The 25,418-nt window shown below is 69.8% G+C and carries 33 protein-coding genes and 1 pseudogene; 19 read left to right on the top strand and 15 right to left on the bottom strand.

The genetic code is table 11. The features are described 5' to 3' along the window. Window positions 1–185 precede the first annotated feature (185 nt). Window positions 186–992, top strand: a complete 807-nt coding sequence (locus tag IPM45_00170; GenBank protein MBK9177980.1) for a hypothetical protein — start codon at window positions 186–188, stop codon at window positions 990–992. Window positions 993–1,025: 33 nt separating this feature from the next. On the opposite strand, the gene IPM45_00165 is transcribed toward IPM45_00170, so the two are convergent. Then, window positions 1,026–1,445 carry a hypothetical protein gene (locus tag IPM45_00165; GenBank protein MBK9177979.1) on the bottom strand — a complete coding sequence of 140 codons (420 nt, stop codon included), beginning with the start codon at window positions 1,443–1,445 and terminating at the stop codon, window positions 1,026–1,028. A gap of 424 nt (window positions 1,446–1,869) precedes the next feature. Between IPM45_00165 and IPM45_00160 the strand changes: the two genes are divergently transcribed. The 4 genes from IPM45_00160 to IPM45_00145 all read left to right on the top strand — a co-directional run bounded on the left by IPM45_00160 (window position 1,870) and on the right by IPM45_00145 (window position 3,374). Then, window positions 1,870–2,190: a GYD domain-containing protein gene (locus tag IPM45_00160; protein MBK9177978.1), complete on the top strand. Its 321-nt coding sequence runs from the start codon at window positions 1,870–1,872 to the stop codon at window positions 2,188–2,190. Between the two features lie 107 nt (window positions 2,191–2,297). After that, a complete protein-coding gene (locus tag IPM45_00155; GenBank protein ID MBK9177977.1) occupies window positions 2,298–2,867 on the top strand; it encodes a TIGR03086 family protein in 570 nt (189 codons plus the stop codon). An 85-nt stretch (window positions 2,868–2,952) separates the two neighbouring features. Continuing rightward, window positions 2,953–3,201 (top strand): hypothetical protein, encoded by a 249-nt coding sequence (locus IPM45_00150; GenBank protein MBK9177976.1) that lies wholly within the window; start codon window positions 2,953–2,955, stop codon window positions 3,199–3,201. After that, window positions 3,195–3,374 (top strand): hypothetical protein, encoded by a 180-nt coding sequence (locus IPM45_00145; GenBank protein ID MBK9177975.1) that lies wholly within the window; start codon window positions 3,195–3,197, stop codon window positions 3,372–3,374. The genes IPM45_00150 and IPM45_00145 overlap by 7 nt, the downstream gene beginning before the upstream one ends. 165 nt (window positions 3,375–3,539) lie before the next feature. On the opposite strand, the gene IPM45_00140 is transcribed toward IPM45_00145, so the two are convergent. The 7 genes from IPM45_00140 to IPM45_00110 all read right to left on the bottom strand — a co-directional run bounded on the left by IPM45_00140 (window position 3,540) and on the right by IPM45_00110 (window position 6,362). Then, window positions 3,540–3,866 carry a type II toxin-antitoxin system PemK/MazF family toxin gene (locus tag IPM45_00140; GenBank protein ID MBK9177974.1) on the bottom strand — a complete coding sequence of 109 codons (327 nt, stop codon included), beginning with the start codon at window positions 3,864–3,866 and terminating at the stop codon, window positions 3,540–3,542. After that, complete coding sequence (locus IPM45_00135; protein MBK9177973.1) at window positions 3,863–4,099, bottom strand: DUF2191 domain-containing protein; 237 nt, start codon at window positions 4,097–4,099, stop codon at window positions 3,863–3,865. The genes IPM45_00140 and IPM45_00135 overlap by 4 nt, the downstream gene beginning before the upstream one ends. A gap of 97 nt (window positions 4,100–4,196) precedes the next feature. Further along, a complete protein-coding gene (locus IPM45_00130) occupies window positions 4,197–4,490 on the bottom strand; it encodes a type II toxin-antitoxin system PemK/MazF family toxin (protein MBK9177972.1) in 294 nt (97 codons plus the stop codon). A gap of 11 nt (window positions 4,491–4,501) precedes the next feature. After that, complete coding sequence (locus IPM45_00125; protein MBK9177971.1) at window positions 4,502–4,711, bottom strand: type II toxin-antitoxin system CcdA family antitoxin; 210 nt, start codon at window positions 4,709–4,711, stop codon at window positions 4,502–4,504. Between the two features lie 423 nt (window positions 4,712–5,134). Next, window positions 5,135–5,539 (bottom strand): type II toxin-antitoxin system death-on-curing family toxin, encoded by a 405-nt coding sequence (locus IPM45_00120; protein ID MBK9177970.1) that lies wholly within the window; start codon window positions 5,537–5,539, stop codon window positions 5,135–5,137. Beyond that, window positions 5,536–5,748 carry a ribbon-helix-helix protein, CopG family gene (locus tag IPM45_00115; protein ID MBK9177969.1) on the bottom strand — a complete coding sequence of 71 codons (213 nt, stop codon included), beginning with the start codon at window positions 5,746–5,748 and terminating at the stop codon, window positions 5,536–5,538. The genes IPM45_00120 and IPM45_00115 overlap by 4 nt, the downstream gene beginning before the upstream one ends. Before the next feature lie 56 nt (window positions 5,749–5,804). Next, entirely contained in the window at window positions 5,805–6,362 is a 558-nt protein-coding gene (locus IPM45_00110; protein MBK9177968.1) for a plasmid pRiA4b ORF-3 family protein, read from the bottom strand. A gap of 110 nt (window positions 6,363–6,472) precedes the next feature. Between IPM45_00110 and IPM45_00105 the strand changes: the two genes are divergently transcribed. Then, window positions 6,473–6,838, top strand: a complete 366-nt coding sequence (locus IPM45_00105) for a hypothetical protein (GenBank protein ID MBK9177967.1) — start codon at window positions 6,473–6,475, stop codon at window positions 6,836–6,838. A gap of 31 nt (window positions 6,839–6,869) precedes the next feature. On the opposite strand, the gene IPM45_00100 is transcribed toward IPM45_00105, so the two are convergent. Then, window positions 6,870–7,142 (bottom strand): hypothetical protein, encoded by a 273-nt coding sequence (locus IPM45_00100; protein ID MBK9177966.1) that lies wholly within the window; start codon window positions 7,140–7,142, stop codon window positions 6,870–6,872. 56 nt (window positions 7,143–7,198) lie between these two features. Here IPM45_00100 and IPM45_00095 point away from each other — a divergent pair, with 56 nt between their 5' ends. The 3 genes from IPM45_00095 (at window position 7,199) to IPM45_00085 (ending at window position 9,282) form a co-directional block, all read left to right on the top strand. Beyond that, complete coding sequence (locus IPM45_00095) at window positions 7,199–8,008, top strand: hypothetical protein (GenBank protein ID MBK9177965.1); 810 nt, start codon at window positions 7,199–7,201, stop codon at window positions 8,006–8,008. A 383-nt stretch (window positions 8,009–8,391) separates the two neighbouring features. Then, window positions 8,392–8,769, top strand: a complete 378-nt coding sequence (locus tag IPM45_00090) for a DEAD/DEAH box helicase family protein (GenBank protein MBK9177964.1) — start codon at window positions 8,392–8,394, stop codon at window positions 8,767–8,769. A 159-nt stretch (window positions 8,770–8,928) separates the two neighbouring features. Then, complete coding sequence (locus IPM45_00085) at window positions 8,929–9,282, top strand: hypothetical protein (protein ID MBK9177963.1); 354 nt, start codon at window positions 8,929–8,931, stop codon at window positions 9,280–9,282. A gap of 2,041 nt (window positions 9,283–11,323) precedes the next feature. On the opposite strand, the gene IPM45_00080 is transcribed toward IPM45_00085, so the two are convergent. Beyond that, a complete protein-coding gene (locus tag IPM45_00080; protein ID MBK9177962.1) occupies window positions 11,324–12,736 on the bottom strand; it encodes an MFS transporter in 1,413 nt (470 codons plus the stop codon). Between the two features lie 253 nt (window positions 12,737–12,989). Here IPM45_00080 and IPM45_00075 point away from each other — a divergent pair, with 253 nt between their 5' ends. Then, complete coding sequence (locus IPM45_00075) at window positions 12,990–13,379, top strand: TetR/AcrR family transcriptional regulator (GenBank protein ID MBK9177961.1); 390 nt, start codon at window positions 12,990–12,992, stop codon at window positions 13,377–13,379. Window positions 13,380–13,529: 150 nt separating this feature from the next. Here the strand turns inward: IPM45_00075 and IPM45_00070 are convergent, their stop codons facing one another. From IPM45_00070 to IPM45_00060, 3 genes are all read right to left on the bottom strand, one after another. Further along, window positions 13,530–13,976 carry a PaaI family thioesterase gene (locus IPM45_00070; protein MBK9177960.1) on the bottom strand — a complete coding sequence of 149 codons (447 nt, stop codon included), beginning with the start codon at window positions 13,974–13,976 and terminating at the stop codon, window positions 13,530–13,532. Between the two features lie 11 nt (window positions 13,977–13,987). After that, window positions 13,988–15,409, bottom strand: a complete 1,422-nt coding sequence (locus tag IPM45_00065; protein ID MBK9177959.1) for an MMPL family transporter — start codon at window positions 15,407–15,409, stop codon at window positions 13,988–13,990. A gap of 255 nt (window positions 15,410–15,664) precedes the next feature. Next, window positions 15,665–16,864, bottom strand: a complete 1,200-nt coding sequence (locus IPM45_00060) for an MMPL family transporter (protein MBK9177958.1) — start codon at window positions 16,862–16,864, stop codon at window positions 15,665–15,667. A 293-nt stretch (window positions 16,865–17,157) separates the two neighbouring features. Here IPM45_00060 and IPM45_00055 point away from each other — a divergent pair. The 9 genes and pseudogenes from IPM45_00055 (at window position 17,158) to IPM45_00015 (ending at window position 24,589) form a co-directional block, all read left to right on the top strand. Beyond that, window positions 17,158–17,916: pseudogene (locus IPM45_00055) on the top strand (MBL fold metallo-hydrolase). A gap of 154 nt (window positions 17,917–18,070) precedes the next feature. Then, window positions 18,071–18,919, top strand: coding sequence for a cytochrome P450 (locus tag IPM45_00050; protein MBK9177957.1), 849 nt, complete (start codon window positions 18,071–18,073; stop codon window positions 18,917–18,919). Further along, a complete protein-coding gene (locus IPM45_00045; protein ID MBK9177956.1) occupies window positions 18,916–19,206 on the top strand; it encodes a cytochrome P450 in 291 nt (96 codons plus the stop codon). Before IPM45_00050 ends, IPM45_00045 begins: the two co-directional genes overlap by 4 nt. Before the next feature lie 10 nt (window positions 19,207–19,216). Next, window positions 19,217–19,822 carry a TetR/AcrR family transcriptional regulator gene (locus IPM45_00040; protein ID MBK9177955.1) on the top strand — a complete coding sequence of 202 codons (606 nt, stop codon included), beginning with the start codon at window positions 19,217–19,219 and terminating at the stop codon, window positions 19,820–19,822. Next, window positions 19,819–20,904, top strand: coding sequence for a hypothetical protein (locus IPM45_00035; GenBank protein MBK9177954.1), 1,086 nt, complete (start codon window positions 19,819–19,821; stop codon window positions 20,902–20,904). Before IPM45_00040 ends, IPM45_00035 begins: the two co-directional genes overlap by 4 nt. Then, complete coding sequence (locus IPM45_00030) at window positions 20,901–21,092, top strand: ferredoxin (GenBank protein MBK9177953.1); 192 nt, start codon at window positions 20,901–20,903, stop codon at window positions 21,090–21,092. The genes IPM45_00035 and IPM45_00030 overlap by 4 nt, the downstream gene beginning before the upstream one ends. Before the next feature lie 539 nt (window positions 21,093–21,631). Then, a complete protein-coding gene (locus IPM45_00025; protein ID MBK9177952.1) occupies window positions 21,632–22,834 on the top strand; it encodes a cytochrome P450 in 1,203 nt (400 codons plus the stop codon). Window positions 22,835–22,859: 25 nt separating this feature from the next. After that, window positions 22,860–23,876 carry a TIGR03617 family F420-dependent LLM class oxidoreductase gene (locus IPM45_00020; protein ID MBK9177951.1) on the top strand — a complete coding sequence of 339 codons (1,017 nt, stop codon included), beginning with the start codon at window positions 22,860–22,862 and terminating at the stop codon, window positions 23,874–23,876. A gap of 92 nt (window positions 23,877–23,968) precedes the next feature. After that, window positions 23,969–24,589 (top strand): alpha/beta hydrolase, encoded by a 621-nt coding sequence (locus IPM45_00015; GenBank protein MBK9177950.1) that lies wholly within the window; start codon window positions 23,969–23,971, stop codon window positions 24,587–24,589. 206 nt (window positions 24,590–24,795) lie between these two features. On the opposite strand, the gene IPM45_00010 is transcribed toward IPM45_00015, so the two are convergent. Together IPM45_00010 and IPM45_00005 are read right to left on the bottom strand one after the other, a co-directional pair. Beyond that, a complete protein-coding gene (locus tag IPM45_00010; protein ID MBK9177949.1) occupies window positions 24,796–25,230 on the bottom strand; it encodes a universal stress protein in 435 nt (144 codons plus the stop codon). A gap of 42 nt (window positions 25,231–25,272) precedes the next feature. Next, the coding region (locus IPM45_00005; protein ID MBK9177948.1) for a hypothetical protein at window positions 25,273–25,418 on the bottom strand (146 nt) is incomplete at its 5' end.

Genomic DNA, 25,418 nt, shown 5'->3' with positions numbered 1-25,418 from the left:
GCCGACCGCCGGAGCCATCGCCTGTCCCGAGCCGGGGCGTGGGCGGAACCCGACCCGTCGGCCTGCAGATGCCGGATCTGGCGTAGAACGAGCCCGTCGACCTCTTGCACTCGCGAACCACCCCAACCACCACGGGGTCAACGCTCGGCGTGGACCTCACCGACGATCAGCCTCGGAGCAGTCCGATGACCTTCGACCCGACGCCGCACGAGACCATCCTCGACCCTCACCGCACGACGCACGTGGGCCTCTGGCGCGAGGAGGCGAGCGCGCCCCATGCCCGCTACTACCGGTGGGACCTGCCGCCACTCCCCAGGCGGTACCTCGCCGCCATGGAGGACGGCGAGACGCCAGCCGGGCCCGGCCTCACCGCTGATCGGCTGACCGACCTCCTCGAGCCCGACCACCTACCCGTCGAGACCGGCATCGCCCGCTCGGACCACGGCGAACTGTGCGTCGCTGTCTGGACGCCCTGGCCCGGCACGACGCCCGCCATGATCGACTGGTGGTTCGGCTGGCACACGACCGAGACCGATCGCTACAAGCTCTGGCACCCCCAGGCCCACGTCTACGCCCAGGCCCGCTTCGACCTCGCTGACGTGCCCGACCTGAGCCACCGGCAGCGCTACGTCGGCAACACGTCCTGGGTCGACGAGTACGTCGGCCCACTCCTCACCCGCCTCGCGATCTCCTTCCACGACCCCGCCGACCTCGGCATCCCCTACGACGCTCTCGAGGCCAGCGGCCACGGCACCGCTGTCTGCGCCGAGGTCAACGACAGCGACACCGGCCAGCACCTCGCCCATCTCGTCCACGCCGTCCGCCGCACCGACTACGGATCCGAGATGCGCAGCCGCTTCTTCTTCCCGGCCGGCACCCCCGACCTCCTTGGCCCACCCATGCTCGAGCACTGCGCCACCGAGATGCTCAACCTCGCCGAGTTCCTCCCGCGCCTCTTCGTGGACGTGACCGGCTACGGCGAACACAGCTGAACGCAGAACGGCCCCACGGGGAACAGCCGATGCTCACAGGGCTCGCATCCGGTTGTTGCGGGCGTTGTGCTCGACCTCGGCCAGGCCGAGCACCTCGAGCACGGGGGGCACGTAGCTGGCGAACCGCCCGCGCAGGCCCTTCTTCAAGCCGTACCAGCCACCCACCGGGTTGGCCGGGTCGCGACCCCAGGCCTCGACCGTGTCGTCCGCTGCGGGCTTCTGCTCGTCCGCGTTGCCGAGCGCCACCCAGTCGCCGCGCTGCTGGAGCATGGCGTGCAGGTCCTCGACGCAGCGCAGGTGGTAGCGCAGCTCGGTCGAGCCGACCTGGACCACCAGGGCCGGAGGGGATCCCTCCGGATCGCGGTAGGCCTCGAACTCCGACTTGCCGGGCGGGGTCGTCAGCACCCACGGGTCGCCCGGGGTCCCCGATCCCTCGACCTCGACTGCTGCCATGCCCGTGCCTCCTGCTCGGACCCTCCAGCGGGGCCTGGGGGCCACGATACGCAGCGGTACCTGCCATCTCCATCGCCGCCCGCGTCCACGCCACCGCCCGCCTGTACGGCGACGACGCAGCCGAACCGCGCGGCTGAACCGCCCGAACCGCCCGGCCACCGTGCGCGCGCAGACCGTGCAGCGGAGCCACGAGGCGCTCGTCCTCCAGGGAATCGGCACGTCTCGCCCGGCGGAGGCCCCCGCCCCTCCTCCCCCAGCGGGGCATGCACCCCCTCGCCCGCCACCCCGGTCCAGCTCACGGTGCGCCCCTCGTCCCACCTCGGCCAGGGACGAAGATCACGAACCCCCAGAGCATCCGCGGCCGATGAGGCGTAGCGTCGCGTGATCCGGCTGCGAACGGCGCCACCGGAGGACGGAGACGACCGTGCCCAAGTACCTGTTCGTGGCGAACTACTCCCCCGAAGGCATCCAGGGCGTTCTCAGCGAGGGTGGAACCGGTCGTCGCAGCGCCATCCAGCAGCTCGCCGAGAGCGTCGGCGGGACGGTCGAGAGCTTCTACTACGCCTTTGGCGGCGACGACGCCTTCGTCATGTGCGACCTGCCCGACGATGAGGCCGCTGCCGCGTTGGCGATGACCGTGAGCGCATCCGGCAAGGCCGCAGTCCGCACGACGAAGCTGCTCACCGCCGAGCAGATCGACGCGGCCACGAAGCGGTCCCCGGCCTACCGACCGCCCGGCGGCTGATCCTCGGCGAAGGTCGGACCACCCGCCCGCTGCGGCCCGAACCGGTCGTGACCACTCGCACACCGATCGCGGCGCTCGTACCCCTGGGGTGTCTAGCCTCCGAGCTCATGGAACCCCTCGTCGGCCTCCGACGTGCCGGCGCCGAGCTGCTCCGACGCCTCGACCTGGTCACCGAGGCCGACTGGGACCGTCCCACGCCGTGCGAGGGGTGGACGGTGCGCGACCTGCTCCGCCACGTCGACGCCGGCAACCGCATGACCGTGCTGGCGCTCCACGGCGGCTCGCGCGAGGAGACCACCGCCACGATGGCCGCCGACCACTTGGGCGACGAGCCGGCAGCGGCAGTACGTGAGAGCGTCGCCCGCCAGGAGGCGGCCTTCGCCGAGCCGGGCGCCATGGAGCGGGTGTGCCACCACCCGATGTTCGACACGCCGGGGTCGCAGCTCCTCGGGTTCCGGGTTGGCGACCTGGCGGTGCACGCCTGGGACCTGGCACGCGCGCTGGGCGCCGACGAGACCCTCGACGCCGAGCTCGTCGAGGACGTCTGGCGGAGCACGGAGCCGATGGCGCCGGTGATCGGCTCGATCGGCGTGTTCGGCACCGGTCCGAGTGGAACGGTTCCCGAGGGCGCCCCGCTGCAGCAGCGGCTGCTCGACCTGATGGGGCGGCGCCCCTGACCGCGACCCACCCGAAGCGTGGCAGCCGCTGCTGCCCGGCGTCGCTCACCACGACCGCTTCTTCGGGCCCGTGGCCGCGGCCCGGATGATCGCCGGCATCGTGGCCTCGTCCGCCGGGGGGACCGACACGATCGATCGCCTCGTCGCCGAGGGCGTCGGCCGGAATCGATCCGACGTGATCCGCCGGGCTGTCGAACGCCTCGACGACGCCGTCCGTCGCGAACGCGTCGGGCAAGCCAGTGCGGAGTCGTACCGCACCAGGCCTCAGACGACCGAGGATGACGAGCTGGCCCTGGCCAATGCGATCGCGCTCACCGAGGCCGAATCGTGGTGATCGCTCGAGGCGAGATCTGGCTCCTCGAGACACCCGATGACAAGCGCCGTGGGGTGCTGATCGTCACGCGCGACGACGCTCTGTCCGTCCTCCGCAACGTCGTGGTGGCGCGGCTCGCGAGCGCGGTCCGCTCGATCCCCACCACCTCACGGGACTCCAACCTCGCCGGGTGATCGCGGGCGGAGGTTCCCCTGCGATGTCGGCTCCTGCGACCTACCCGAGGTGCCCGTTGCCGGCTCGACGAGGCGTGGCTGGCGCCTTCGCCGCCGGCGGCTGACCAACCCCCACCCGCACATCGGGGTCGTTGCATTCGGGTGGCGCTCCCGCCGATCGCCCCCTCAGCCGCAGTCGACGGCAACCGACAGAGCGGCGCAGACATCGCGCATCCGGTCGTCGCTGAGGCGACCGAGTCGGTCGACCAGCACGCCGATCGACACGCTCTCGAGCGAGTCGAGGTTGACAGCGCTCGACCGCGGGATCGGGTCCATGCCCGGCTCGAGCACGACTTCGCTGGGCAGGCCACGGATGGTCGTGGTGCACGGGGCGATGATGGCCCGTCCGAGTCGAGGGATGGCTGCGTCGCGGCTCACCACCACGACGGGCCGACGGCTGATCTCGGGCAGCTCGCACCACCACAGCTCGCCGCGACGGGGATGGTCGTTCACGACTTGGCGGCAGCGGCCCGGAACGAGGCGAGGTCGCCCCACTCGTCGGGCTCGTCGAGAGGATGCTCGTCGTAGGCGGCGTAGGCGCGGTCCACCTCGGCACGTCGATGCCGAGCCAGGAGCGCGTCGAGGGCTTCGTCGAACAACGCAGCGTCCGACCGGGGCTGCGTCAGCCGGCGGGCGGCGGCCAAGAGCCCGCCATCAACGGTCGTGCTCACCCGTATGCGAGCCATGGCATGACTGTGCCACTGATCTGCGGTGGTCACAACGCCCGCCTCCTGGCGCCGGCTCGGCGCAGCGCCCAACCGTCCCCGGACGCCGGCTGGGCCGTCAGCAGCCGATCGCGTAGCTCACCGCCGAGCACACCCGGCTCAACGTGGCCTCGTCGACGTCGCCAACTCGGGTCGTGAGCGTCGATTGGGCGACGGTGTGGAGCCCATCGCAGTTGATGACGGACGCACGGTCGAGTCCAACCGCCCGATGGTCGATCTCGACCTCCGCAGCCAGCCCGCGTGCCGAGGTCGAGATCTCAGCGACCGTCACGAGTGAGCGGACGTCGAGCACCTCGGTGCGGGTGAGGACGAGCACCGGGCGCCTCCTTCGGCCGACCTCGGCGAGCCACACCTCGCCACGATTCACTCGTCACCCCAGGTCTCGGCCTCGGTCCAGAACTCGTCCACCTTCTCCGGCTTGTTCTGGTACGCGGTCCGGTCGGCCTGCGCCAGGGCCGCTCGGACCGCGGCCGCGACGCCCTCCCGGGCCGCCGCGGAGACGTTCACACCGAGTCGGCGCGCTTGCTCGGCGAGGGAGTCATCCAGCGTGAACGTGGTGCGGGTGGTTCCCATAGCATGTGATGCTAGCGTTATCTGCTATCTACATCGCCGGCTCGGAGCTCCATGGCAGCCATCACGCCGACGCGCGACATCGACCCCGCTCAGCCCGCCGAGCTCGACCCAGCAAGCTGAGCCACCGGGGAACGCACCCACGCGAACCCCACCACTCCGCGGGACTCATACTGCCTGTATGTCCATGTCAGAGGCGGTATTCCTCAGACCGTCGTGCCAACGGGTCACACCCCGTACCGGTCCGTATCACCCTGTTTCCTGGACCTCCGCGGACAACGTGATGACAAGCCCGCGGGTGTGTCGGCCGTCGGGGAGGGCCCCGCGCCGGCGGTGTCGGACGCAGGAGCACACGCCCGGCGCGCGACTCGACTGCGCGCCTCCGGCTCGCTCTCCCCTCCGACACGCCGTCGTTGTCATCACTTGTCATCGCTTGTCATCAGGCGGCATCGGTTCGACGTGCCGCTCCAGCCACTCTGCGACCGCCGCCTCGTCGAGCTCACCCGCAGCGACGGCGACCATCAGGTTCACGGCGTGCTCGGTGGCGACGTCGAGGCGATGGCCGTTGAGGGCGAGGAAGATCGTGAGCGACTGCCAGGCGAGTCGCTTGTTGCCGTCGGGGAGCGGGTGGTTCCGTGCGATGCGGACGGTGAGCACGGCAGCCTCCTCGACGAGCGAGGGATAGAACTCCTCGTCGCCGAAGCCCGCTTGAGGAGCATGCAGCGCCGAGTCCAACAGGTCGAGCCGTGATGCGCGTGAGAGCGTGCGGGCGTCGATTCCTGTGACGGCCTCGGCGATCACCAGCGCCTCGGCCAGGGTCATGTACCTCACTCGGCGAGGCGGTCGAGGATCTCCTTGTCCCGCTCGACGAGGGTGTGCAGCAGGGTCATGAACTCCTCGTCCTGTCGCACCCGGTCGACCTCGGCCTGGAGCGCGTCGAGGATCACCTGGTTGACGCTGACCCCCCGAGCGCGGGCGACGACCTCAGCGGTGTTGGCGAGATCCTCGGGAAGTCGAACGGTGGTCGCCTTGCGCGTCATGACGTCATGCTACCAACCGAACGGCTCCCCTGGTTGTTCGGCCGACAGCCCGCTCATCAGCGCACGGCCTGAAGATGGGCGTTGACCAGTGCGAGGTCGAAGGCCGTCGGGTCGAACGGACCGCCGACCCACCGGCTCAGGTGCTCGTGCTCCTCGTGTGAGGGATCGACGAGCACCGCGAGGAGGTGCTCGTAGCCCCACGAGCCACCGACGTCCTCGGGCGGGCAGGCGTTGGCACCGTCGAGGCAGACGGCGAATCTCAGGCCCTTCGGCATCCGCCACACGCGGTGGACGGTGATCTCGTGCTCCCAGGAGTCGCCGAAGTCGTAGTCGTAGGTGAAGCGCTCGTTCGTCCCGATTGCGGTGACGACGGTGAAGTCCTTCTCCTGCAGCTCCCCGTCGGGGTACTCGTCGAACTGCATCCCGTAGCGCTCGCCGCCGATCTCGAACGCGTGGAGGTGGCAGTCCTCCCAGCCCATCGCCGCCTGGAACATGCGGTGGAGCTTGTCGAGCCGAACGCTCGCGGGCACCAGCAGTCGGCGCCAGACGCGTGGCGCGACCTCGCGCAGCTCGATCGTGCAGTCGATGACGGGTTGGCCGGGCGGAGTCGGCATGGCTCCGACGCTAGATCGGGGCGAAGGCCGATCCAGCCGCCACGACGACGGGCGTTCCTGTCACCGGGCCTCGGTACCTTCGAGTGACGCCCTGCCCCGAGGAGGCCAAGATGCCGAGTCCGGAGTTGATCGCGGCCTTCGATGCGGCGAGTGAGCGACATTCCGTGGCCGTCGCGGATCTGGTTCCGCTGCTCGTCGAGATGGCGCTCGCCATCGTCGCCGATGTGCTCCCGGGCGCCGACGCCCTCGAGACTGAGGGCGAGATGAACGAGGACTGGATCTTCACGCTCAGGATCCAGCGGGTGCTCGACGCCGACGGCGGGGTCCTCCACGACATCGACGCTGGTCACGACGACCCCGAGGTCGAGCACCGGATCGACGAAGTCGGCGTCGAGTACCTGGACCTGCTCCTCGACCTCAGTGACGACCACCTCGGGAGGAAGATCATCGAGCGTGCCGGCCAGGCGGAATCATGACTCGGTCGTCAGCGTCTGGTGCCCGGCGCCCTCACCCATCCGCAGCAAGAAGGCGAAGCCGCTCGTGGAGTCGGTCGGCCAGGGCGCGGCACCGCTCGATCTCGGTGATCGAGTCGAGCTCCTCGCCACTCGGGGAGGACCGCTCCGCCCAGAACGACTCGTCGTCGCTGGGCAGGATCACTGCACCGCTGTGCCTCCAGGTGGGGTCGCTCAACTGCCAGTACTCATGGCTGTCCAACGCCTCGATGATGAGCCCGATCTCGTCACTGGTCAGCGGAACCTCATGGCGGTCCGGGTGAGGCATGGCGTCATGCTCTCGAGTCTCGGTCCATTGCGCCAGCGTTGGGCCAGAATCGGGGGATGGAGGGCCAGGGGGCGGACGAGCTACAGCCGGGGCTGTACGACACCCTCCTCAGCCAGGAGCTGATCGAACAGATTGGCGAGCTCGACGCGAGGCGGTTGCGGGCCAAGCTCGATGAGATCGAGCCGGCCGAGCTACCGGACCGCATCGCCGAGATCATCGCCGAGTGGGTCCGGGATGCGGTCCGCGCCGCATCGCCGGCGGACCGCCACGACACCGCAGTTGCGTTGGCCACCGAGGTGTTGGATCTCCTGATCGATCGCCACGGTGCGGATGACGGGTCAGGTTCGCGCCTCGGCCCGGAGCTGCAGCGCCTCCTCGCCGTCGAGCCGTTGGCACCAACCGGCGAGCCCCTGACCATCCCGCGCCCGCTCACGCCGCTGCGAGACACGGTGCTGATGACGAACGCCCGCGACCAGCCGACGGTCGGCCGGGAGATCGTGGCGGAGATCGAGTCCGCCGATCGGATCGATCTCGTGCTGGCCTTCATCCGGTGGACCGGCGTGCGCGATCTGTTGCCTGCGCTCCGCCGGCACACCGATGCCGGCAAGCCGTTGCGGGTGATCACCACCACCTACACCGGGAGCACCGAGCTGCAAGCGTTGCAGGCCCTGGCCGACGTCGGCGCCGAGGTGAAGGTCTCGTACGACACGGCCAGTACTCGGCTCCATGCCAAGGCGTGGTGCTTTCACCGGGCCACCGGGTTCTCGACGGTGTACATCGGATCGTCCAACCTGACGTTCTCGGGCGCAGGTCACGGGGCGCGAGTGGAAATGTCCGGGCATCCGAGCGCCGCAATCCCGACCTGATCGAGGGGCTTCGACCGGGTCTTCGAGACCTACTGGGCCGATCCCCACTTCGGAGCCCTTCGACGCCGCCCAGTTCGCCGGCGACGGCGAGGGAAGTCGATGACTCCATCGCCACGCCGTTCACCATCGAGCCGTACCCCTTCCAGCGACAGATCCTCGAACAGCTCGAGGTCGAGCGCCGCCGAGGCCGACATCACAACCTGGTCGTCGCGGCGACCGGCACGCAAAGACCATGGTCGCCGCGCTCGACTACCGCCAGCTCCGCGCCGGCTCGACCGATCCCGGCTGTTGTTCGTCGCGCACCGCAAGGAGATCCTCGAGACGTCCCGAACCACGTTCCGCCACGTGCTCCAGGATGGAAGCCTCGGGGGCGCTCTGGGTCGATGGCGAGGCCGCAGCACTGGGAGCACGTCTTCGCCTCGATCCAGTCGCTGTCGGCCGGTGACCTGGAGGCGCTCGACCCCGAGCAGTTCGACGTTGTGATCGTCGACGAGTTCCACCACGCCGCCGCCACCACCTACACGACGCTCCTCGACCACCTCCGCCCGGCCCACCTTCTGGGGCTGACCGCAACACCGGAGCGCACGGACTCTCTCGACATCCTCCGGTGGTTCGACGGTCGCATGGCGGTCGAACTGCGGTTGTGGGATGCGCTGGAGCAGGACCTGCTGTCGCCGTTCCACTACTACGGCATCCATGACGGCACCGACCTCCGCCGCATCACCTGGCGACGAGGCGCGGCTACGACGCCACGGAGCTGACCAACGTGTACACCGGCGACGACCTGTGGGTTGCAAAGGTGCTCGCCGCGGTGCTGGGTGGGCGACCCCAGCGCATGCCGGCCCTCGGCTTCGGGTGAGCATTGCCCACTGCGAGTTCCTCGCCACCGCTTCAACCGAGCTGGCATCACGTCTCGTGCCGTGTCCGCCAACAGTCCCGCCAGCGAACGTGACGATGCCTTGCGGGCGCTGGCGTCGGGCGATGTTCAGATCCTGTTCTCGGTCGACCTGTTCAACGAGGGCATCGACGTTCCCGCTGTCGACGCGGTGCTCATGCTCCGGCCGACCGAGAGCGCGACGGTGTTCCTCCAACAGCTGGGTCGTGGCCTGCGGCGGAGCCACGGCAAAACGTACTCACGGTCCTCGACTTCGTTGGCCACCAGACGAAGTCGTTCCGCTTCGACCTTCGCTACCGCCGGATGCTCGGCCGAACCCGTCGAGATCGAAGCGATGTTGCCGAGGACTTCCCCTACCTCCCCGCCGGTTGCCAGGTGAAGCTCGATCCTGTCGCCAAGACGATCGTGCTCGACAACATCCGCACCGCCCTTCCCACCCGGTGGCCCGAGCGGGTGCGAGAGCTGCGAGAGCTCGGCGACGTATCGCTCCCCACCTATCTCCACGAGACGGGCCTCGAACGCGACGACGTCTACCAGGGCGGCCATTCCTTCACCGAGATGCGCCGAGCCGCCGGCGTCCTCGAGACCCCTGCAGCGGATGGCGAAGATCGCCTCGGCCGTGGACTCGCACGCCTGCTGCACGTGGACGACCTCGACCGCATCGAGACCTACACCGCGCTTCTCGGCACGCACGAGCCGATCTCGGGACAGGACATCGAAGAGCGCCAAGCCCGCCAACTCCACGGCCTGCTGCTAACGCTGCTCGGTCCGAAGAAGGCGAGTTCACCTCCGTCGACGAAGCCACCCGACACCTGGTCCCGACGAACTGCGGGCCGAGCTGCGGGAGCTGCTGCCACTCCTCGAGGACCAGGTCACCCGCCTCCACGCCCCGCTCGGCCTGCTGCAACCGGTTGCCGCTCCAGGTCCATGCCCCTACACCCGCGAGGAGGTGCTCGCGGATTCGGTGCCTCCACGGTGACGACGCCTCTCCCGCTCCAGACGGGCGTCTACTGGCACGAACCCAGCCAGACCGATCTGTTCTTCATCACCCTCAGAAGACCGAGAAGCACTACTCCCCCACCACCCGCTACCGCGACTACGCCATCAGCGACCGCTTGTTCCACTGGGGTCGCAGTCGACCACGGCGACGGCCAGCGCCATGGGCCAGCGGTACATCAACCACGAGGCGAGGCACCAACGTGGTGCTGTTGGTCCGGTCCAGCCGCACCGACGTCAGCGGCCGGACTCGCCCCTACTTCGCGGGTCGAGGGCGCTACGTTGACCACCGCTCGGAGCGTCCCATGCAGATCACCTGGGAGCTGCACGAGCCCTCCCCGACATCTTCAGCGCCTTCCGTGCCGCCGTCGCCTGACGCTGCTCAGGCCCGGTCCGTGGTGACCTTGTGGGAGCCCATGTAGGCGTCGACGGCCAGGTCCAGGAGCAGGTCGGGGTGCTCCGTGTTCACCTGGTCGATGGCCGCCTCCACCACAGCGTTTCCGCAGGTGAGCCCTGGTGTCGGAGGGGGGACTTGCACCATTACCCCACGCGCATTCCGGCCTGGCAGCTACGAGGCAGAGTAGCGAACTCCGCTTGCAGGAGCGTCAGCGTGGCGGGAGTCGTCGCGCATCCTCGTGCCCGCTGGCGGTCACTGGGTTGTTGCCTTCACTGGGGGACTGGCCCGACGCCGGTTCGGACAGGGCGATACAGGCGTCGCCGTCCAGGGTCGAGTAGCGGGCCGCTCGGCACATCAGCATCGAGGACCTCTTGCGCCGCTGGCTGGGCTTGCCCCGGTCTCGGCGCTTGGTGTCGTCCTGACCTGAGCGCGTCGAGGTCAGAGTTGATCGGCAGGCGCGTGTGTTGCCTGGTTGGCGGAGCCCGATGACCGAGGTTGCGATCTGTCAGGTGCCGAGCTCGTCGCGAAGGTGGCGGTTGCCGCAGCGAAGGACAGAGGTCAGGAGTCCGACGACCGCTTGTGGTGTCCGGCAGGGAAGGTCGATGTGGGTCCAGACTTCGGTGCCGTAGCCGATCGCAGAGACAGCGGCCGTGGTCGATGAGATCGGTGGTGATCCACCCGACGGTGAGCACGTCCGGGACGCGAGCGATCGTGAGTCGCATCGTCAGCATCGAAGGTGGCGCCGAACCAGGCGGCCAGCTTGACGGGGGTGTCGACGAAGGCTCGTACTTCGTCGATGGGGGTGTTGGGGACGATGACGGCGTCGTCGATGATGGGCCCGGCGCCTTCGAGCTTGTGGTGCACCCAAGGCCACACGAAGCGCCGGAGGGTCACGGTTCCCCGCTGTTGTCCTGTGGTTCGGGCGTGTGGAGACGGGGCTCGGCTTCGGCGGCAGTCTTGGGTCCGCGGATGGCGGTGAAGAGCGCGGCGGCGGCGCAGACCGCGGCGGCGAGGAGCAGGGCGGGCATCATGGCATCGACGAAGGATTGGCGGGCGGCATCGATGAGGGTTGCGCCGTCGGGCCCATTTGGCCGGCGGCGGCGAGCGCACCGCCGATGCCTTCGCTGACGGGGTTCGCGACGTCGGGCGGCAGGGCTGCGGTGGCGGGTTCGATGTTGGCCTGGTAGGCGGAGTTGAGGACGGATCCGATGAGGGCGATGCCGACGGCGCCGCCCATCTCGCGGACTGTGTCGTTGAGCGATGAGGCGACGCCTTGCTTCTCCTCGGGTAGTGACGAGGTGATCGCCGCGGTGGACGGGCTCATCGCGAGGCCGACGCCGGCGCCGAGGATGAGGGTGCCGGGGAGCACAGTGAGGTAGCCGCCCTGGGGGTCGGCGAGTACGGCGAACACGACCAGGCCCGTGGCCATCGCGAGCATGCCCGTCACGAGGGTTCGGCGGAACCCGAACCGCTCGGCGATGGTCGGGGCGATGGTGGAGAGGGGCATCATCATGACCGCCATCGGCAGGAGTCCCGACGCAGCTTTGAGGGCGGAGTAGCCGAGGATGGCTTGGAGGTACTGCACGAGCACCAGGAACAGGGAGAACATCACGGCGAAGACCACGAAGAGGTTCACCGAGCCCGCGGCGAGCCCCCGGAGGGCGAAGATCCGCACGTCGAGCAGCGGGTGGTCGCGGCGGAGCTCGACGGCGACGAACGCGACGGTCGCGGCGAGACCGGCGACGATCGCTGCGAGGGTGATCGTGGCGGTCCAGCCTTTTTCGGGTCCTTCGTGGAAGGCGAGCACGAGCCCGCCGACGGCGACGACCGACAGCAGGGATCCGGCGACGTCGAAGCCGGCTTCGGTGTGCTCGACGGAGTGAGGGACGAATGCGGCGGTGAGGGCGAAGGAGACCGCAGCGAGGGCGATGGGAAGCGCGAAGACCCACGGCCAGGTGGCGTTGTCGATGATCGCCGCGGAGACGAACAGGCCGATGATGCCGCCGGCGCCGGCGAAGCCGGCCCAGGTGCCGATAGCTTTGGCTTGTTCTTCGCGGGGGAAGCTGGTGGTGATGACCGAGAGGGTCACGGGCATGACCATGGCGGCAGCCACACCCGCGAGGACCCGCAATCCGATGAGCATTGTTGGCTCTGTCGCGAACGCGGAGGCGAGATTGGTGGCCGCGAATGCGACCAGTCCGATCATCAGGATGGGCTTGCGACCCCACCGGTCACCGATGGCCCCGACCGGCAGGAGCAGCGCGGCCAGCGCGAGCGTGTAGCCGTTGATGATCCACAGCAACTGGCTCTGGGTGGCCCCCAGGTCCTGGGCGAGGGCCTGCTGTGCGACGTTGAGGCCCGAGACCGAGGCGACGACGGCGACGAGCGCGACACACATGGCAGCGAGGATGAGCCTGCGCCGACCGGCGTTCTCGACCACGACGTCGTGTTCGACCGGATCGTGCTGGCCCTCCGGCAGGTCACCGCATCCGGACGGATCCGCCGTTTGGCGATGGTCAGCAGGATCTCCTTGTCGCGGAAGTCGACCCGTGGACTCTAGGACATGCTGTGTACTAGAGGACAGTTCCGTCCTCTAGAGGCCGGTCAGGTAGGGTCGTGTCATGGTGACTGGCCTCAGGATGGACCCGCGGGTGGTGCGAACGCGGCGAGATGTGCTCGCTGCAGCCCGTGCGGTGCTGCTCGAGGAGGGGTGGGAACGGGTGACGGTCAGTCGGGTCGCAGAGCGCAGTGGGTATGCCCGCACGACCCTCTACCGGCACTGGCCCCAGCGCCTGGATCTGCTGCGGGACCTGATCGGCGAGGAGGTGCGGCTGCTGCACACCACCCCGGCGGGCGACCTGCGTGAGGACCTGATCGCCGAGATGGAAGCGTTCCAGGCTGCGCTGACGACCTCGGGACTCGGGCGCATGATGATCGCGATCGGCCAGCAGGCTCGCGACGACGCCGAGCTCGCGGACCTGAATCGGTCGATGCGCGCCGACGGCGCCCGGGTGCTCGACGAGATCGTGACGGCGGCGTCGTCGTGGCGAGTGCCGGGAGCCGCCAAGGGACCTGGAACCTGAGTCGCCGTTGCCCAGTTGGTGGGACCGGTGCTGTTCGGCTATCTCTTCGAAGGCGACGCGGCCCTCGACCGCGGGTTCGTGGAGTCGGTGGTCGACTGGTTCTTGGCCGCTGCCATGCACCCGGACAGGTCTCGCCGGTAGCGGTCGACCTCAGGGCTGTCGGGGTTCTGCGATCAGCACCGTACCTTGGGCGAGGCCGCAGGGTCGTCCGTCGTTGTCGACTTCGACCTGGACGACGGCGGTGCGGCGCGTGAGCGACACGATGGTCGAGCGTGCAGTGAGGGTGCCGTCGCGGACTGCGGCCAGGAGGTTGAGCTTGAACTCGGTGGTTGCGGCCCATCGCCCCCGGTCGATGACGGGGTACAGCACGGCACCGAGGACGTGGTCGACGAGGGCGGAGACGACGCCGCCGTGGAGGGTGCCGAAGGGGTTCAGCAGTTCGGGGCGCACGTCGAGCTCGGCGGTCATGACGGCGGGACCGACGTGGGTGGTGCGGATGCCGAGGTAGGTCGGCAACCCGTCGAGTTGGCCCGTCGGGGCCATCATGGCGGCGGCGGTGTCGGCGTCATAGCGGTCGGGGGTGACGGGGTTCGGCATGATGGGCTCGTTCAGTTGGTGGGGTCGTTGGCGAACTTGGTGAGGTCGACGGCGAGGAAGAGGGCTTCGGCGCGGACGAAGGTGCCCTGGTCGGACTCGCCGTGGGCTTCGATCCAGAGCTTGCGGTCGGCGCGGTCTCGCAGCGACGCGGTGACTCGCAGCTGCTGGTGGAGGGCGGGGGCGACGTAGTCGATGTTGAGGTTGGCGGTGTAGGCGAGCTCACCGATGATCGGAAGGACGTAGCCCATGGTCTCGTCGAGGATGGCGGCGACGATGCCGCCGTGGGCTCGGCCGGGGGCGCCTTCGAAGGCGGGGCCGAGCGTGGTGGTGGCGGTGACGGTGTCGCCTTCGCGGCTTACCTCGAGTCCGATGCCCATCGGGTTGGTGCGGCCGGACACGATCGAGTCGCGGAACAGGTCCATAGGTTTGCCGTCGGCGCCGATGGGTTCGAGCCGGCCGCCGCTGAGGAGCGCGGTGAACCGGGGGTTGGCGGCCATTTCGGCGGTCCGGTCGCGGGTGGGTCGCGTCTGCACCTCGGCTATGAGGCTGTCGGCGGTCGCTGTGATCCGGTCGGCGAGGTCGATGTCGACGCGGTGCCCGAGAAGGCTGTGGCCGAGGCGTTGCAGTGCGGTGGCCATGCGGGTGCGGGCGTCGAGCTCGTCGAGGGTCTCATCGAGGTTCATGGGTCGGGTTCCTTGTGGAGGAGCTGGTCGGTGTCGTCTTCGGGCAAGTGGTGGAGGGGGCAGGGGTGGGCGGAGGGCGCTGTCGCCTTCGATGTCGAGGCGGGGCAGGGCGCGGTCGAGCCATCCGGGTAGCCACCAGTTACGGGACCCGAGGAGGGTCATGGTGGCGGGGACGACGACCATGCGGATGACGGTGGCGTCGAGGGCGACGGCGACGGCGAGACCGAAGCCGAACATCTTGATCTCGGGGGTGTCGCCGAGCACGAAGGACGCGAAGACGCTGATCATGATGAGCGCGGCGGCGGTGATGACCCGGGCAGACACGGCGATGCCGTGGATGACGCTGCCGGTGGCGTCGCCGGTCGCGACCCAGTCCTCGCGGACCCGGGAGAGGATGAACACCTCGTAGTCCATGGACAGCCCGAAGAGGATGGCGAACATCATCATCGGGAGGAACGAGATGATGGGGACGGTCTCGTCGAGGCCGACGGCGCCGAGGCCCCATCCCCATTGGAAGACGGCGACGAGGACGCCGTAGGCGGCCGCGATGCCCAACAGGTTGACCAGCGCGGCCTTGAGGGCCACGAGCGGGGAACGGAACACGGCGGTGAGCAGCACGAAAGACAGGACGACGACCCCGCCGATGAAGATGACGAGTCGCTCCGACAGGCGTTTGGCGATGTCGATGAACGCGGCCGTGGTCCCGGTGACCTCGATGGTCGTGCCGGTGCCGGCTTCGAGCGGGGGCACGGTCTGGGTGCGGAGCCGGTCGACGAGCTCTTCGGTGGCGTGGTCCTGGGGGCTCGTGGTGGGGATGGCCTGGATGACGGCGGTGTCGCCGGCCGAGTTGGTCTGGGCGGGCGTCGCGAATCCGACGCCGGGTGTGGCGGCGATCGCGGCGGTGATGTCGCCGAGGGCGCCGGGTCGGCGTCACCGGTCCCGGTGAGGTCGACGGCGATGAGCAGCGGGCCCGTTGAAACCTTGGCCGAACCCTCGGCGAGCAGGTCATAGCGCGTGGCGGGCGGTGGCGTCGGGGGGCTGGTTGCCGGCGTCGGGCCAGCCCAGCTCGAGGCGGGCCGCGGGAACCGCCAGTGCGACGAGGAGCACGGAGCCGGCTGCGAGGAACGGCCAGGGTCGGCGGGTGACGAGGCGGGCCCATCGGGCCGAGGTGGACCGGGAGGTGTGGTGGTCGCTCTCGTAGCGGAGTTGCACGCCGGGGACGCGGAGGCGGTCGATGCGCGTGCCGACGAGGCCGAGCAACGCGGGGAGGAGGGTGATGGCGACGAGGACCGCGATCGCGACCATGAGTGAGACGGCGTAGCCGAGCGCGGCGACAAGGGGGATGCCGATGAGCGCGAGGCCCAAGATGGCGATCATGACCGTCACGCCGGCGAACACGACGGCTTGGCCGGAGGTGGCGAGGGCTCGCGCGACGGACTCGTCGACCTCAATGCCTTCGGCGAGTTGCTGTCGGTGTCGGGTGACGATGAACAGCGAGTAGTCGATGCCGACCGCGATGCCGATCATCGATCCGAGGATCGGCGCGACGGAGGTGACCTCGACGAACCCGCCGAGGAGGCGCATGAGCGCGAGACCGACGCCCAGGCCGACGAGTGACGTGCACATCGGCAACGCCATCGCCGTGACCGATCCGAACGCGACGGCGAGGACGATCACCGCGACTGCGAGTCCGATGAGCTCGGAGGCGTGGGTGTCGTCGGGTCCGATCCGCTCGACGACGGGGCCGCCGAACGCAACATCGAGACCGGCGTCGCGGGCGGGACCGGCGGTGGCGGTGAGGGCATCGACGCCGTCGACGCCGACCTCGCGGGCGGTCACGGCGTACACGATCTCGGCGAACGCGATCCGCCCGTCCGGCGAGACGAGGAACCCGCCGGCGGGGCCGAAGGGGTCGATCACCTGCCGGACCCGGGGCAGGGCCCGGATCTGGTCCAGGGTGCCCTGGGCGCCTGACCGGAACTGCGGGTCGGTGACCCGGCCGGCGTCGGTGGCGAAGACCACCCGAGCGCGCCCGCCGGCTGCGTCGGGGTAGCGCTCCTCGAGCAGGTCGATCGCCCGTTGGGACTCGGTGCCGGGGATCTCGATGCTGTCACTCGACGCCGCACCCCACTGGGCCGCCGCGCCGAACACGCTCGCAGTTGCGAGGACCCACAGGCCGATGACCCGCCACGGTCGCCGCCGCATCCAACATGTCTCTAGACATCGTGTCTAAATGCCGTCACTATGGTGCCGTGCGGAGGTTTCCTGGTGCGTGAGCCGCTGGTACCGGTGCTTGGGCATCTCCCCGCGTCGGTGCGGGGCTTCGAATTGCCGACCCCGTTCCCGGTGGGGCCGGTGAACTGCTACGTCCTTCTCGACGGCCCGGTCACGGTCATCGACCCGGGCATGCTCTACGCCGACAGCGATGGCGACGTTGACCGCCGAGCTCGCCAAGGTCGGCTTTCGGTGCGCCGACGTCGAGGCGGTGGTGGTGACCCGCCCATCCCGACCACTACGGCACCGCCGGCTGGCTCGCCGAGCAGGCGGACGCACCGATCTACGCCGGTCGTGCCGAGGTGCCGAAGCTTTTGGAGAACCGCGACCGGGACCAGCTCTACGAGCTGATCCGGTCCTTCGGGATCCCCGAGGACCTGCTCGGCGTGTTCCCGACGTTCTACGGGGCGGTCCGGGAGTGGCTGCACGACATCGACGAGTCCCGGGTCATCCCCGTCGACGACGGCGACATCCTGTGGCTGGGCGGGCGGACGCTGCAGGCGCTGGTCACGCCGGGCCACGCCGCCGGCCACCTGTCGCTGTGGGAGCCTGTCTCGTCGCGGTTGCTCTCGGGCGATCACCTGTTGCCGGCGATCACTCCCAACCCCCTCGTCGAGCTCGACGGCGACAGCGACCTGCTGCGGCGCCGCAGCCTCGTCGACTACCTCGGCTCCCTCGACCGGTTCGAAGCCCTCGATCCCCAGGTCGTGCTCCCGGGGCACGGTCCGGCCTTCACGTCGGTGGGTGCGCTCGTGACCGCCACGCGAGCCCACCACGAGCGCCGGGCCGAGGAGATCCACGCCCACATCTCCCGGCTGGTCGAACCGACCGCCTACGAGCTGTCGCGGGCGGTGTTCCCCCACATCGACGGCTTCGAGATCCTGCTCGCCATCTCGGAGGTGCTCGGCCACGTCGATCTGCTCGTCGCCGACGGCGACGTGGTGATCGACCTGGGATCCCCGACCCGCTACGTCGCGACCTGAAAGGCACCACTGTGACCCACACCGACACCCCGACCGACCCAGAGGCCGGATTCACGCAGACCACGCCGGATGGGATCGTGATGGAGACCTCCTCACTCCCGAGGGTCGGGCCGACCCCTACCCCCGCTACCGCAAGCTGCGGGAGCTGGCGCCGGTGCATCGCAGCGAGCTGGGCCCGGTGTGGTTCCTGACCCGGTGGGCGGACTGCAACTTCGTGCTGCGCGACCACCGGTTCGGCAAGGGCGACCTGACCAGTGACCGCCGGATGCTGTTCAACCCGGGATTGCCGCCCCGCGAGCAGAGCTTCATGGGCAACTCGATGCTGTTCGTGAACCCGCCCGACCACACCCGGCTGCGGGCCTTGGTGTCGCGGGGGTTCACCCCCAAGCGGGTGCAGGAGCTCGAGGCCCACATCGGCCACATGGCCGACGTGATCGTCGAGCGGATGGCCGAAGCGGGCGAGGTCGACGTGATGGACGCCCTGGCGTTCCGGCTGCCGGTGCAGGTCATCGGCGAGCTCGTCGGCGTCCCACCGTCGGACCGTGACCAGTTCCGAGTCCTCGTGCGCAACGCGGCCGCCGCCCTCGAACCAGGCGTCACCGAGGAACAGCTCGACGCCGCCGAGCACGCCATGGCCGCCATGGACGACTACTTCCGGCACCTCATCGCCCGGCGCCGCAAGGACCTCGAGCACGACCTTGTCTCAGCTCTCATCGTCGCCCGCGACGGCGAGGACCGCCTGACGGAGGACGAGATGGTTGCCACCCTCATCCTGTTGTTCTCCGCAGGGTTCGAGACCACCACCAACCTCATCGGCAACGGGCTGCTGTGCCTGCTGCGCAACCCCGGCGAGCTCGACCGCATGCGCGCCGACCCCGCCCTGGTCGGGTCCGCGGTCGAGGAGATGCTGCGCTACGAGAGCCCCGTGCAGGTCGACGCCCGCACCGCGTTCGAACCCGTCGAGATCGACGGGCACACCATCACGAAGGAGAGACCGTCGTGACGTTCCTCGGCGCCGCCAACCGCGATCCCGCGGTGTTCCCGGACCCCGACCGCTTCGACGTGACCCGGCACCCGAACCACCCGCTCAGCTTCGCCGCCGGGATCCACTACTGCCTCGGCGCCAACCTGGCCCGGCTCGAAGGCAAGGTCGTCTTCGACCGGCTCATCCGTCGCTTCGCCGACATCCGGTGGCTCGACACGACCCCCGAATGGCGGGGCACGCTGATCCTGCGCGGCGTCAACCACCTCAACGTCGCTCTGACGCCGACAGCCGCCGCGACGACATGATCGAGGTCCGATGAGAGAGGTCACCGACAACATCGCCGCCGCGCTCCCGGCCGCCTCGGCGGTGTTCGCGGCCCGGGGTCTCGACGGCACCCGCATGGACGACATCGTCGAAGCCACCGGCATCCCCCGCCCGACGCTCTACTACCACTTCTCCTCCAAAGAGGAGATCCTCGCCTGGCTGCTCGAGCGGCTCATGCGCGACCTGTCGGTCGAGATCGGCCACATCCTCGACCGCGACCAGCCGGCCCGAGCCCGCCTCCACGATGTCGTCCGGGCCTATCTCGGGTTGTTCGCCGACCATCGCGAGCTGTGCACGGTGCTGCTCACGGAGCTGGGTCGGATCACCCGCATACCGAAGCTCGCCGATGCGATCTGGGCGACGTTCCACGAACCGGTGAGCAAGCTCCTGCACGCCGGCGAGACCGACGGATCCCTGCGGGCCGTCGATGACGAGATGACCGCGTCGGCCATCTTCGGTGCCGTCACCATGGTCGGCCTCCACTACGTGGTCACCGGCCAGCCCGTCGACCCCGACGCCATGGCGTCGCGACTCGACGACCTGCTCCTCCAAGGCCTCGCGCCGCCGACCCAAACCAGCAAAGGACGCAAGCGATGACCACCACCCGGCTTCGGTACAGCCGCGACGAGCTCCTCACCGACCCCGACTACGCCGAGCGCATCGAACGCAACGGCGTGCTCCTCCACGGCGGCTACAGCCCCGACCGCACCTACCTCCCGCCCCGCTCGGTCCACCGGGTCCCCGCCATCGAGGCCTGGACCGCGCAACTCGCGGCCGAGGGGCACCCGACCCGCGTCATCGAAGCCGACGCGGTCCAAAGAGCGTTCGTGCCCAACACCGATCAGGCCAAGATGCTGCTCCGCAACGGCGCGAGCGGTGCGATGACCCGCATCCTCACCCTGATCGGCGTCGTCGAGGGGTTCGGCAACGACGGGATCAAGCTGATCCCGCCCATGGACCTAACCCAGTTCATCGTCGAACCCATCGACGACACGTGCCTCGGGCACCTCTTCGACGGTCTGCTCGAAGCGCACGGCAACGACGAGGCCGGCCGCGGCCCCGAAGCCGGCCACGACCAGATGTGGTTCGCCGTCCGTGACGCGGCACTCGCCGATCCGCCCGTCACCATCGACATGTTCGAGAACCTCCCCATCGCCCCGCCCCCGGGCTACGAGGGACCAGCGAAGCCTTCGCCCGAGGCGATCAGCGTCGGCGGCATGTTCGACGGGATGCGCGACGATGTCGCCCCCGAACTGCAGCTGCTCGTGCGGGCCATGGTCCAGATCCTCGTCATCGAGCTGCTCGCCTACCACACCTTTGCGTGGGCGTCCGACGTGCTCGGCGACCCCGAATGCAGCCACGACGCCGCCTTCGCCCGCGAGACGATCGACCACATCCGCATCGACGAAGACATCCACGTCGCCTACCTCCAATGCGCGCTCGCCGAGCTGGCCACCATGACCGTGCGCACCACCGACGGCGGCACGATCCCCGGCGCCGACCTCGTCGTCGCCGCGTCCCGGGCCGCGCTCGACAACCAGACCGGTGACCGCTTCGATCGGATCCTCGCCTATCGCCTCGCCCAGGTCCGCGCCGAGCTCGCCGCCCACCCCGACGGCGACCGCCTCACCGCCGAGTTCGACGCGCTCGCCTCCACCCCTGCCGAAGCGCTGGCGTGAACGTCATCGTCGACGCCGAGCGCTGCCAGGGCCACAACCGCTGCCACGCGCTCGCCCCCGTCCTGTTCGACATCGACGACCTCGGCTACGCCACCGCCCCTCCCGGCGACATCGACCCCGACCTCGAGACGGCCGCCCGCCTCGCCGCCGCGAACTGCCCCGAGCACGCTCTGGTGGTTGAGGAATGAGAACTCGGTGACTCTCGTCGAGGATTCCCGGGCGCCGGCAACGGCGGACCGTGACGTGACACGCGCGGGGCAACCACCCCCCCCCCCGCCGCCGCCGCCGGCCCCCCCGCCCGCCCCCCGCCGCGGCGCACCATCTTGCTCATCAGTCGTTGGTCCCTTCGCCACCACCGGCGAGGGGGGACCTGGCGCCGGCGCTTCGTCAGGCGACGGGCAATCGGGAGCGTGAGAGCTAGGGTGCGGAGACCGACCACCAACGTCAGGTTCACCGCCACCGAACTTTCGGTCTCTCGAGGGTTGTTCTTCTCTCAGAACGGCGAGGTCTCGGTCCAGGGAGGCAGCGTCACCCTCGACGTCTCCCTCGCCGATCTCGCCTCCGCGGTACGGGGCCAGTCTGCTGGGATGCTCCAACTCTCCGCTGATGAGGGCGTCCGCCGTGCGGCGGGCGGGTGATCGGCGCGCGTCAACGGAACGCTGAGCATCACCGGCGGCGCCATCCCATGTTGATGAGCAGTACCTCAAGCACGCCAAAGGACGACCCCATGCCCCCCACACCCGTCACCGACTTCGCCACCGACTTCGACCACCTCGATCCAGACTTCGTGGCCGACCCCCACAGGGTCTACGACCAACTCCGCGCCGAGTGCCCCATCGCGCACACCGACCGCTACCACGGCGTGTGGATCCCCACCCGCTACGACGACCTCGCCGCCATCGCGCATGACCACCACCACTTCTCGTCGCGGACGATCCTGATCACCGACCGAGCCGAATCACCCCACGACCTCGGGTTCCACGCGCCACCGATCACCGAGGACCCGCCGTACCACACCGACATCCGCCGGCTCCTCCTGCCAGTGTTCTCCCCCGCCGTCGTCGCCGCCTACGAACCCATCACCAAAGCCATGGCCGACGAGCTCATCGACGGGTTCATCGGCACGGGACGCTGCGACGCCGCCACGGACTTCGCGCAGCACGTCCCCATCAAGGTCATCACCCGCATGCTCGGCATCCCCGACGCCGATCACGCCCAGTTCCGGGACTGGATCCACCGCCTCATCGAACAGAGCCCCGTCGCCGGCGACGCCACCTTCGAAGCGATCTTCGAGATCGGCGGCTACCTGGCTGGCCACGTTGAGCGCCACCGCGCCGATCCCCGCGATGACATCATCACCCACCTCCTCGATGCCCGCATGCCCGACGGCCGGGAACTCACCGACGAAGAGATCCTCGGCGCGTGCATCCTGCTGCTCCTCGCCGGCATCGACACCACCTGGTCCGCCATCGGATCCTCGCTGCTGCACCTCGCTACCCACCCCGACGACCGGCACCGCCTCGCCCACGACCCCGACCTCATCCACTCCGCCACCGAGGAGTTCCTCCGGGTGTTCGCGCCCGTCACCATGGCCCGTGAAGTGGTCGCCGACACCGACATCGGCGGTTGCCCCATGCGCACCGGCGACCGGCTGCTCCTCCCGTTCCCGTCCGGCAACCGCGACCCCGAGATCTTCGACCGCCCCGACAACGTCGTCCTCGACCGCGAAGCCAACCGGCACTTCGCCTTCGGTGTCGGCATCCACCGCTGCCTCGGCTCCAACCTCGCCCGCATGGAGCTGCGCGTCGCCATCCAAACCTGGCTCGAACGCATCCCCGAGTTCACCCTCACCGACCCCGACGCCGTCACCTGGTCCGCCGGCCAGGTCCGCGGCCCCCGCACCCTGCCCTTCGCGTTCACCGCCGCATGAGGAACTGGGCGTGAAGCTCGACCTCATGACCGGCGGCATGCCGCTGCACGCCGCCCAGCAGCTCGCCCGCCACGCCGCCGACAGCGGCCACGCCGGGCTCGTCATCACCGAAGCCGGCCGCACCGCCTACCTGTCGTGCGCGGCCGCCGCCCTCGCCGCCGACATCGACCTGCTCACCGGCATCGCCGTGGCCTTCCCCCGCAGCCCCATGGTCACCGCCCAGATCGCCTGGGAGCTCGCGGATGCCACCGACGGCCGGTTCCGGCTCGGTCTCGGCACCCAGGTCCGCGCCCACATCGAACGCCGCTACAACGCCCCCTTCGACCCTCCCGGCCCGCGCATGCGCGACTACATCGCCGCCGTCCGAGCCTGCTTCGCCGCCTTCCGCGGCGCCTCCCCCCTCGACTACCACAGCGACCACTACGAACTGACGCTCCTGCCGCCCATCTGGTCGCCCGGGCCCATCAGCGCGCCGGACCCGCCCATCGACCTCGCCGCGGTCAACCCGTGGATGCTGCGCCTCGCGGGCCGGGTCGCCGACGGGGTCCACGTCCACCCCCTCAACACCCGCACCTACCTCACCGACACCGTCGCACCGCAGCTCGCCGCCGGCGCGCAGCTCGCCGGCCGCCACCTCGACGACTTCGAGATCATCGTCCCCGCCTTCCTCGTCGTCGGCGACACCGCCGACGAACGCGACCGCTGGCGCGAGCTCGCCCGCACCCAAATCGCCTTCTACGGGTCCACCCCCAACTACGCGTTCATCTTCGACGACCTCGGCCACACGGGCACCACCGCCGCCCTCCGAGAACGCCAGAAGGCCGGCGACATCGCCGGGATGACCGCCGTCATCACCGACGACATCCTCCGCCACTTCGTCACCGAAGGAACCTGGGCCACCATCGCCGACGCCATCGCCGACCGCTACGCCGGACTCGCCACCCGGGTCGTCAACTACTTCGGTGCCATCGCCTGGACCGAAGACCCCCAGCACCTCGCCCGGTGGAAGCCCGTCGCCGCTGCGCTCCACGACATCCCCTAGCCACCCGGACCGAGGGCAGACACCGTCATGGGGGAATCGCTCGACCGCCCGAGGTCCGCCGCATCGCCGGCCAAGCCGGCATCACCATCCGGGTGCTCGACTGGGGCGGCACCGGCCCTCCCATCGTGCTCCTCCACCCCAACGGGTTCTGCGGCGGCCTCTACGAGCCCATCGCCGGGCAGCTCGTCCGTGCCGCCCGCCCCATCGCCCTCGACCTGCGCGGCCACGGCGGCAGCACCGCGCCCGACCACCCCGGCGCCTACCGATTCGAGAACCTCGCCATCGACGTCCTCGAGGTCCTCGACCACCTCGACCTCCCCACGGTCGCCGGCGTCGGCGGATCCCTCGGCGGTGCCGTCGCGATCCTCGTGCATCGCCTCGACCCCCAGCGGTGGACCCGCCTGCTGCTCGCCGAACCCGTCGCCTTTCCCGCCGACGCCTTTCCACACCACACCGAGAACCCCATGGCTGCCGCGGCCCGCCGTCGACGCCCAAGCTTCGCCTCCCAGGCCGAGATGAACGCCACCTACTCCGGCAAGCAGCCGCTGACGCAGCTCGCCCCCGAAGCCCTCGACGCCTACATCCGGTGGGGAACCACCGTCGACGCCAGCGGTGTGCACCTCGCGTGCCGGCCCGAGATCGAAGCCACGATCTTCGAGGTCTCAGCCGCCGACGGCGGGCCGCCCACGCCTGGGACCACCTCCCCGACCTGACCTGTCCCACCACGATCGTCGCCGGCGAGCACACCTTCCTGCCCGACATCTTCGCCGCCCAGGCCGAACGAGCCGGCGCCGCGCTCGTCACGCTGCCCGGCGGTCACTTCGTCCTGCACGAGAACACCCGCCGCGGTGCCGACCTCGTCGCCCGCCACGCCCTCTCTTGATCACCCGGGGGCACCGTCGGGCCGCCGCCTGCACCGTCAGCGCGGCGGCGGGACCACCACCACGGGGACCCCGGCGCGATCGAGGAGCCGGTCGAGCGTCGTCGCCTTCCTAAGGTGCGGACCGTGGTTGCGGCGGCGGCGCCCCCCGACGACGACCAGCTCGGCGCCATGGTGGGCCGATGCGGCCGCCAGCTCGGCCGCCGGATCGCCCACCCGCAGCTCGAACGACCACACGACCGGGTGTCCCGCCAGGGTCACCTCGCAGTCCAGGTGGCATCGATCCGCGACCTCGGCCGCCGCCAGCGCATGCGCTCCCGCGCCCGCGCCTGCACCGGCCGCCACGTTGGAGTCGACCAGCCAGTTGCGCTCCTCGACGTGCACGACGACGAGCGGAGCGGCGAGCGCGGCGGCGAGATCCGCCGCGGCGTGCAACACCGTCGGTGAGGCGGGGTCGTCGACGCCTACCACCACGCTCGACCTCTCCGCCCAAGCCATCTCGCTCTCACTGCCGGGTCACCGGCGGCGTTCGCCACCGGCCCGATCGGTTCGCGACCCGACGCCCATCCTGTCGCCGTCGATCGGGACGGTCTCATGCTCGGTCAGCTCGTCCACCGCCGCCTCGCCGCCGGCGATCTCGGCGGCGGTGATCTCGGCGCCTT

The sequence above is a fragment of the Acidimicrobiales bacterium genome, from assembly GCA_016716005.1.
Taxonomy (GTDB): Bacteria; Actinomycetota; Acidimicrobiia; order Acidimicrobiales; family JADJXE01; genus JADJXE01.
This window is presented reverse-complemented; position numbering and strand designations above follow the sequence as displayed.

Bases quoted from the DNA above. Each gene is read 5' to 3' on its own strand.
- IPM45_00170 (MBK9177980.1), top strand. From the start codon at position 186: ATGACCTTCGACCCGACGCCGCACGAGACCATCCTCGACCCTCACCGC.
- IPM45_00165 (MBK9177979.1), bottom strand. From the start codon at position 1,445: ATGGCAGCAGTCGAGGTCGAGGGATCGGGGACCCCGGGCGACCCGTGG.
- IPM45_00155 (MBK9177977.1), top strand. From the start codon at position 2,298: ATGGAACCCCTCGTCGGCCTCCGACGTGCCGGCGCCGAGCTGCTCCGA.
- IPM45_00150 (MBK9177976.1), top strand. From the start codon at position 2,953: ATGATCGCCGGCATCGTGGCCTCGTCCGCCGGGGGGACCGACACGATC.
- IPM45_00135 (MBK9177973.1), bottom strand. From the start codon at position 4,099: ATGGCTCGCATACGGGTGAGCACGACCGTTGATGGCGGGCTCTTGGCC.
- IPM45_00125 (MBK9177971.1), bottom strand. From the start codon at position 4,711: ATGGGAACCACCCGCACCACGTTCACGCTGGATGACTCCCTCGCCGAG.
- IPM45_00115 (MBK9177969.1), bottom strand. From the start codon at position 5,748: ATGACGCGCAAGGCGACCACCGTTCGACTTCCCGAGGATCTCGCCAAC.
- IPM45_00110 (MBK9177968.1), bottom strand. From the start codon at position 6,362: ATGCCGACTCCGCCCGGCCAACCCGTCATCGACTGCACGATCGAGCTG.
- IPM45_00105 (MBK9177967.1), top strand. From the start codon at position 6,473: ATGCCGAGTCCGGAGTTGATCGCGGCCTTCGATGCGGCGAGTGAGCGA.
- IPM45_00100 (MBK9177966.1), bottom strand. From the start codon at position 7,142: ATGCCTCACCCGGACCGCCATGAGGTTCCGCTGACCAGTGACGAGATC.
- IPM45_00095 (MBK9177965.1), top strand. From the start codon at position 7,199: ATGGAGGGCCAGGGGGCGGACGAGCTACAGCCGGGGCTGTACGACACC.
- IPM45_00090 (MBK9177964.1), top strand. From the start codon at position 8,392: ATGGCGAGGCCGCAGCACTGGGAGCACGTCTTCGCCTCGATCCAGTCG.
- IPM45_00070 (MBK9177960.1), bottom strand. From the start codon at position 13,976: ATGCCGAACCCCGTCACCCCCGACCGCTATGACGCCGACACCGCCGCC.
- IPM45_00060 (MBK9177958.1), bottom strand. From the start codon at position 16,864: ATGCGGCGGCGACCGTGGCGGGTCATCGGCCTGTGGGTCCTCGCAACT.
- IPM45_00040 (MBK9177955.1), top strand. From the start codon at position 19,217: ATGAGAGAGGTCACCGACAACATCGCCGCCGCGCTCCCGGCCGCCTCG.
- IPM45_00035 (MBK9177954.1), top strand. From the start codon at position 19,819: ATGACCACCACCCGGCTTCGGTACAGCCGCGACGAGCTCCTCACCGAC.
- IPM45_00025 (MBK9177952.1), top strand. From the start codon at position 21,632: ATGCCCCCCACACCCGTCACCGACTTCGCCACCGACTTCGACCACCTC.
- IPM45_00020 (MBK9177951.1), top strand. From the start codon at position 22,860: ATGACCGGCGGCATGCCGCTGCACGCCGCCCAGCAGCTCGCCCGCCAC.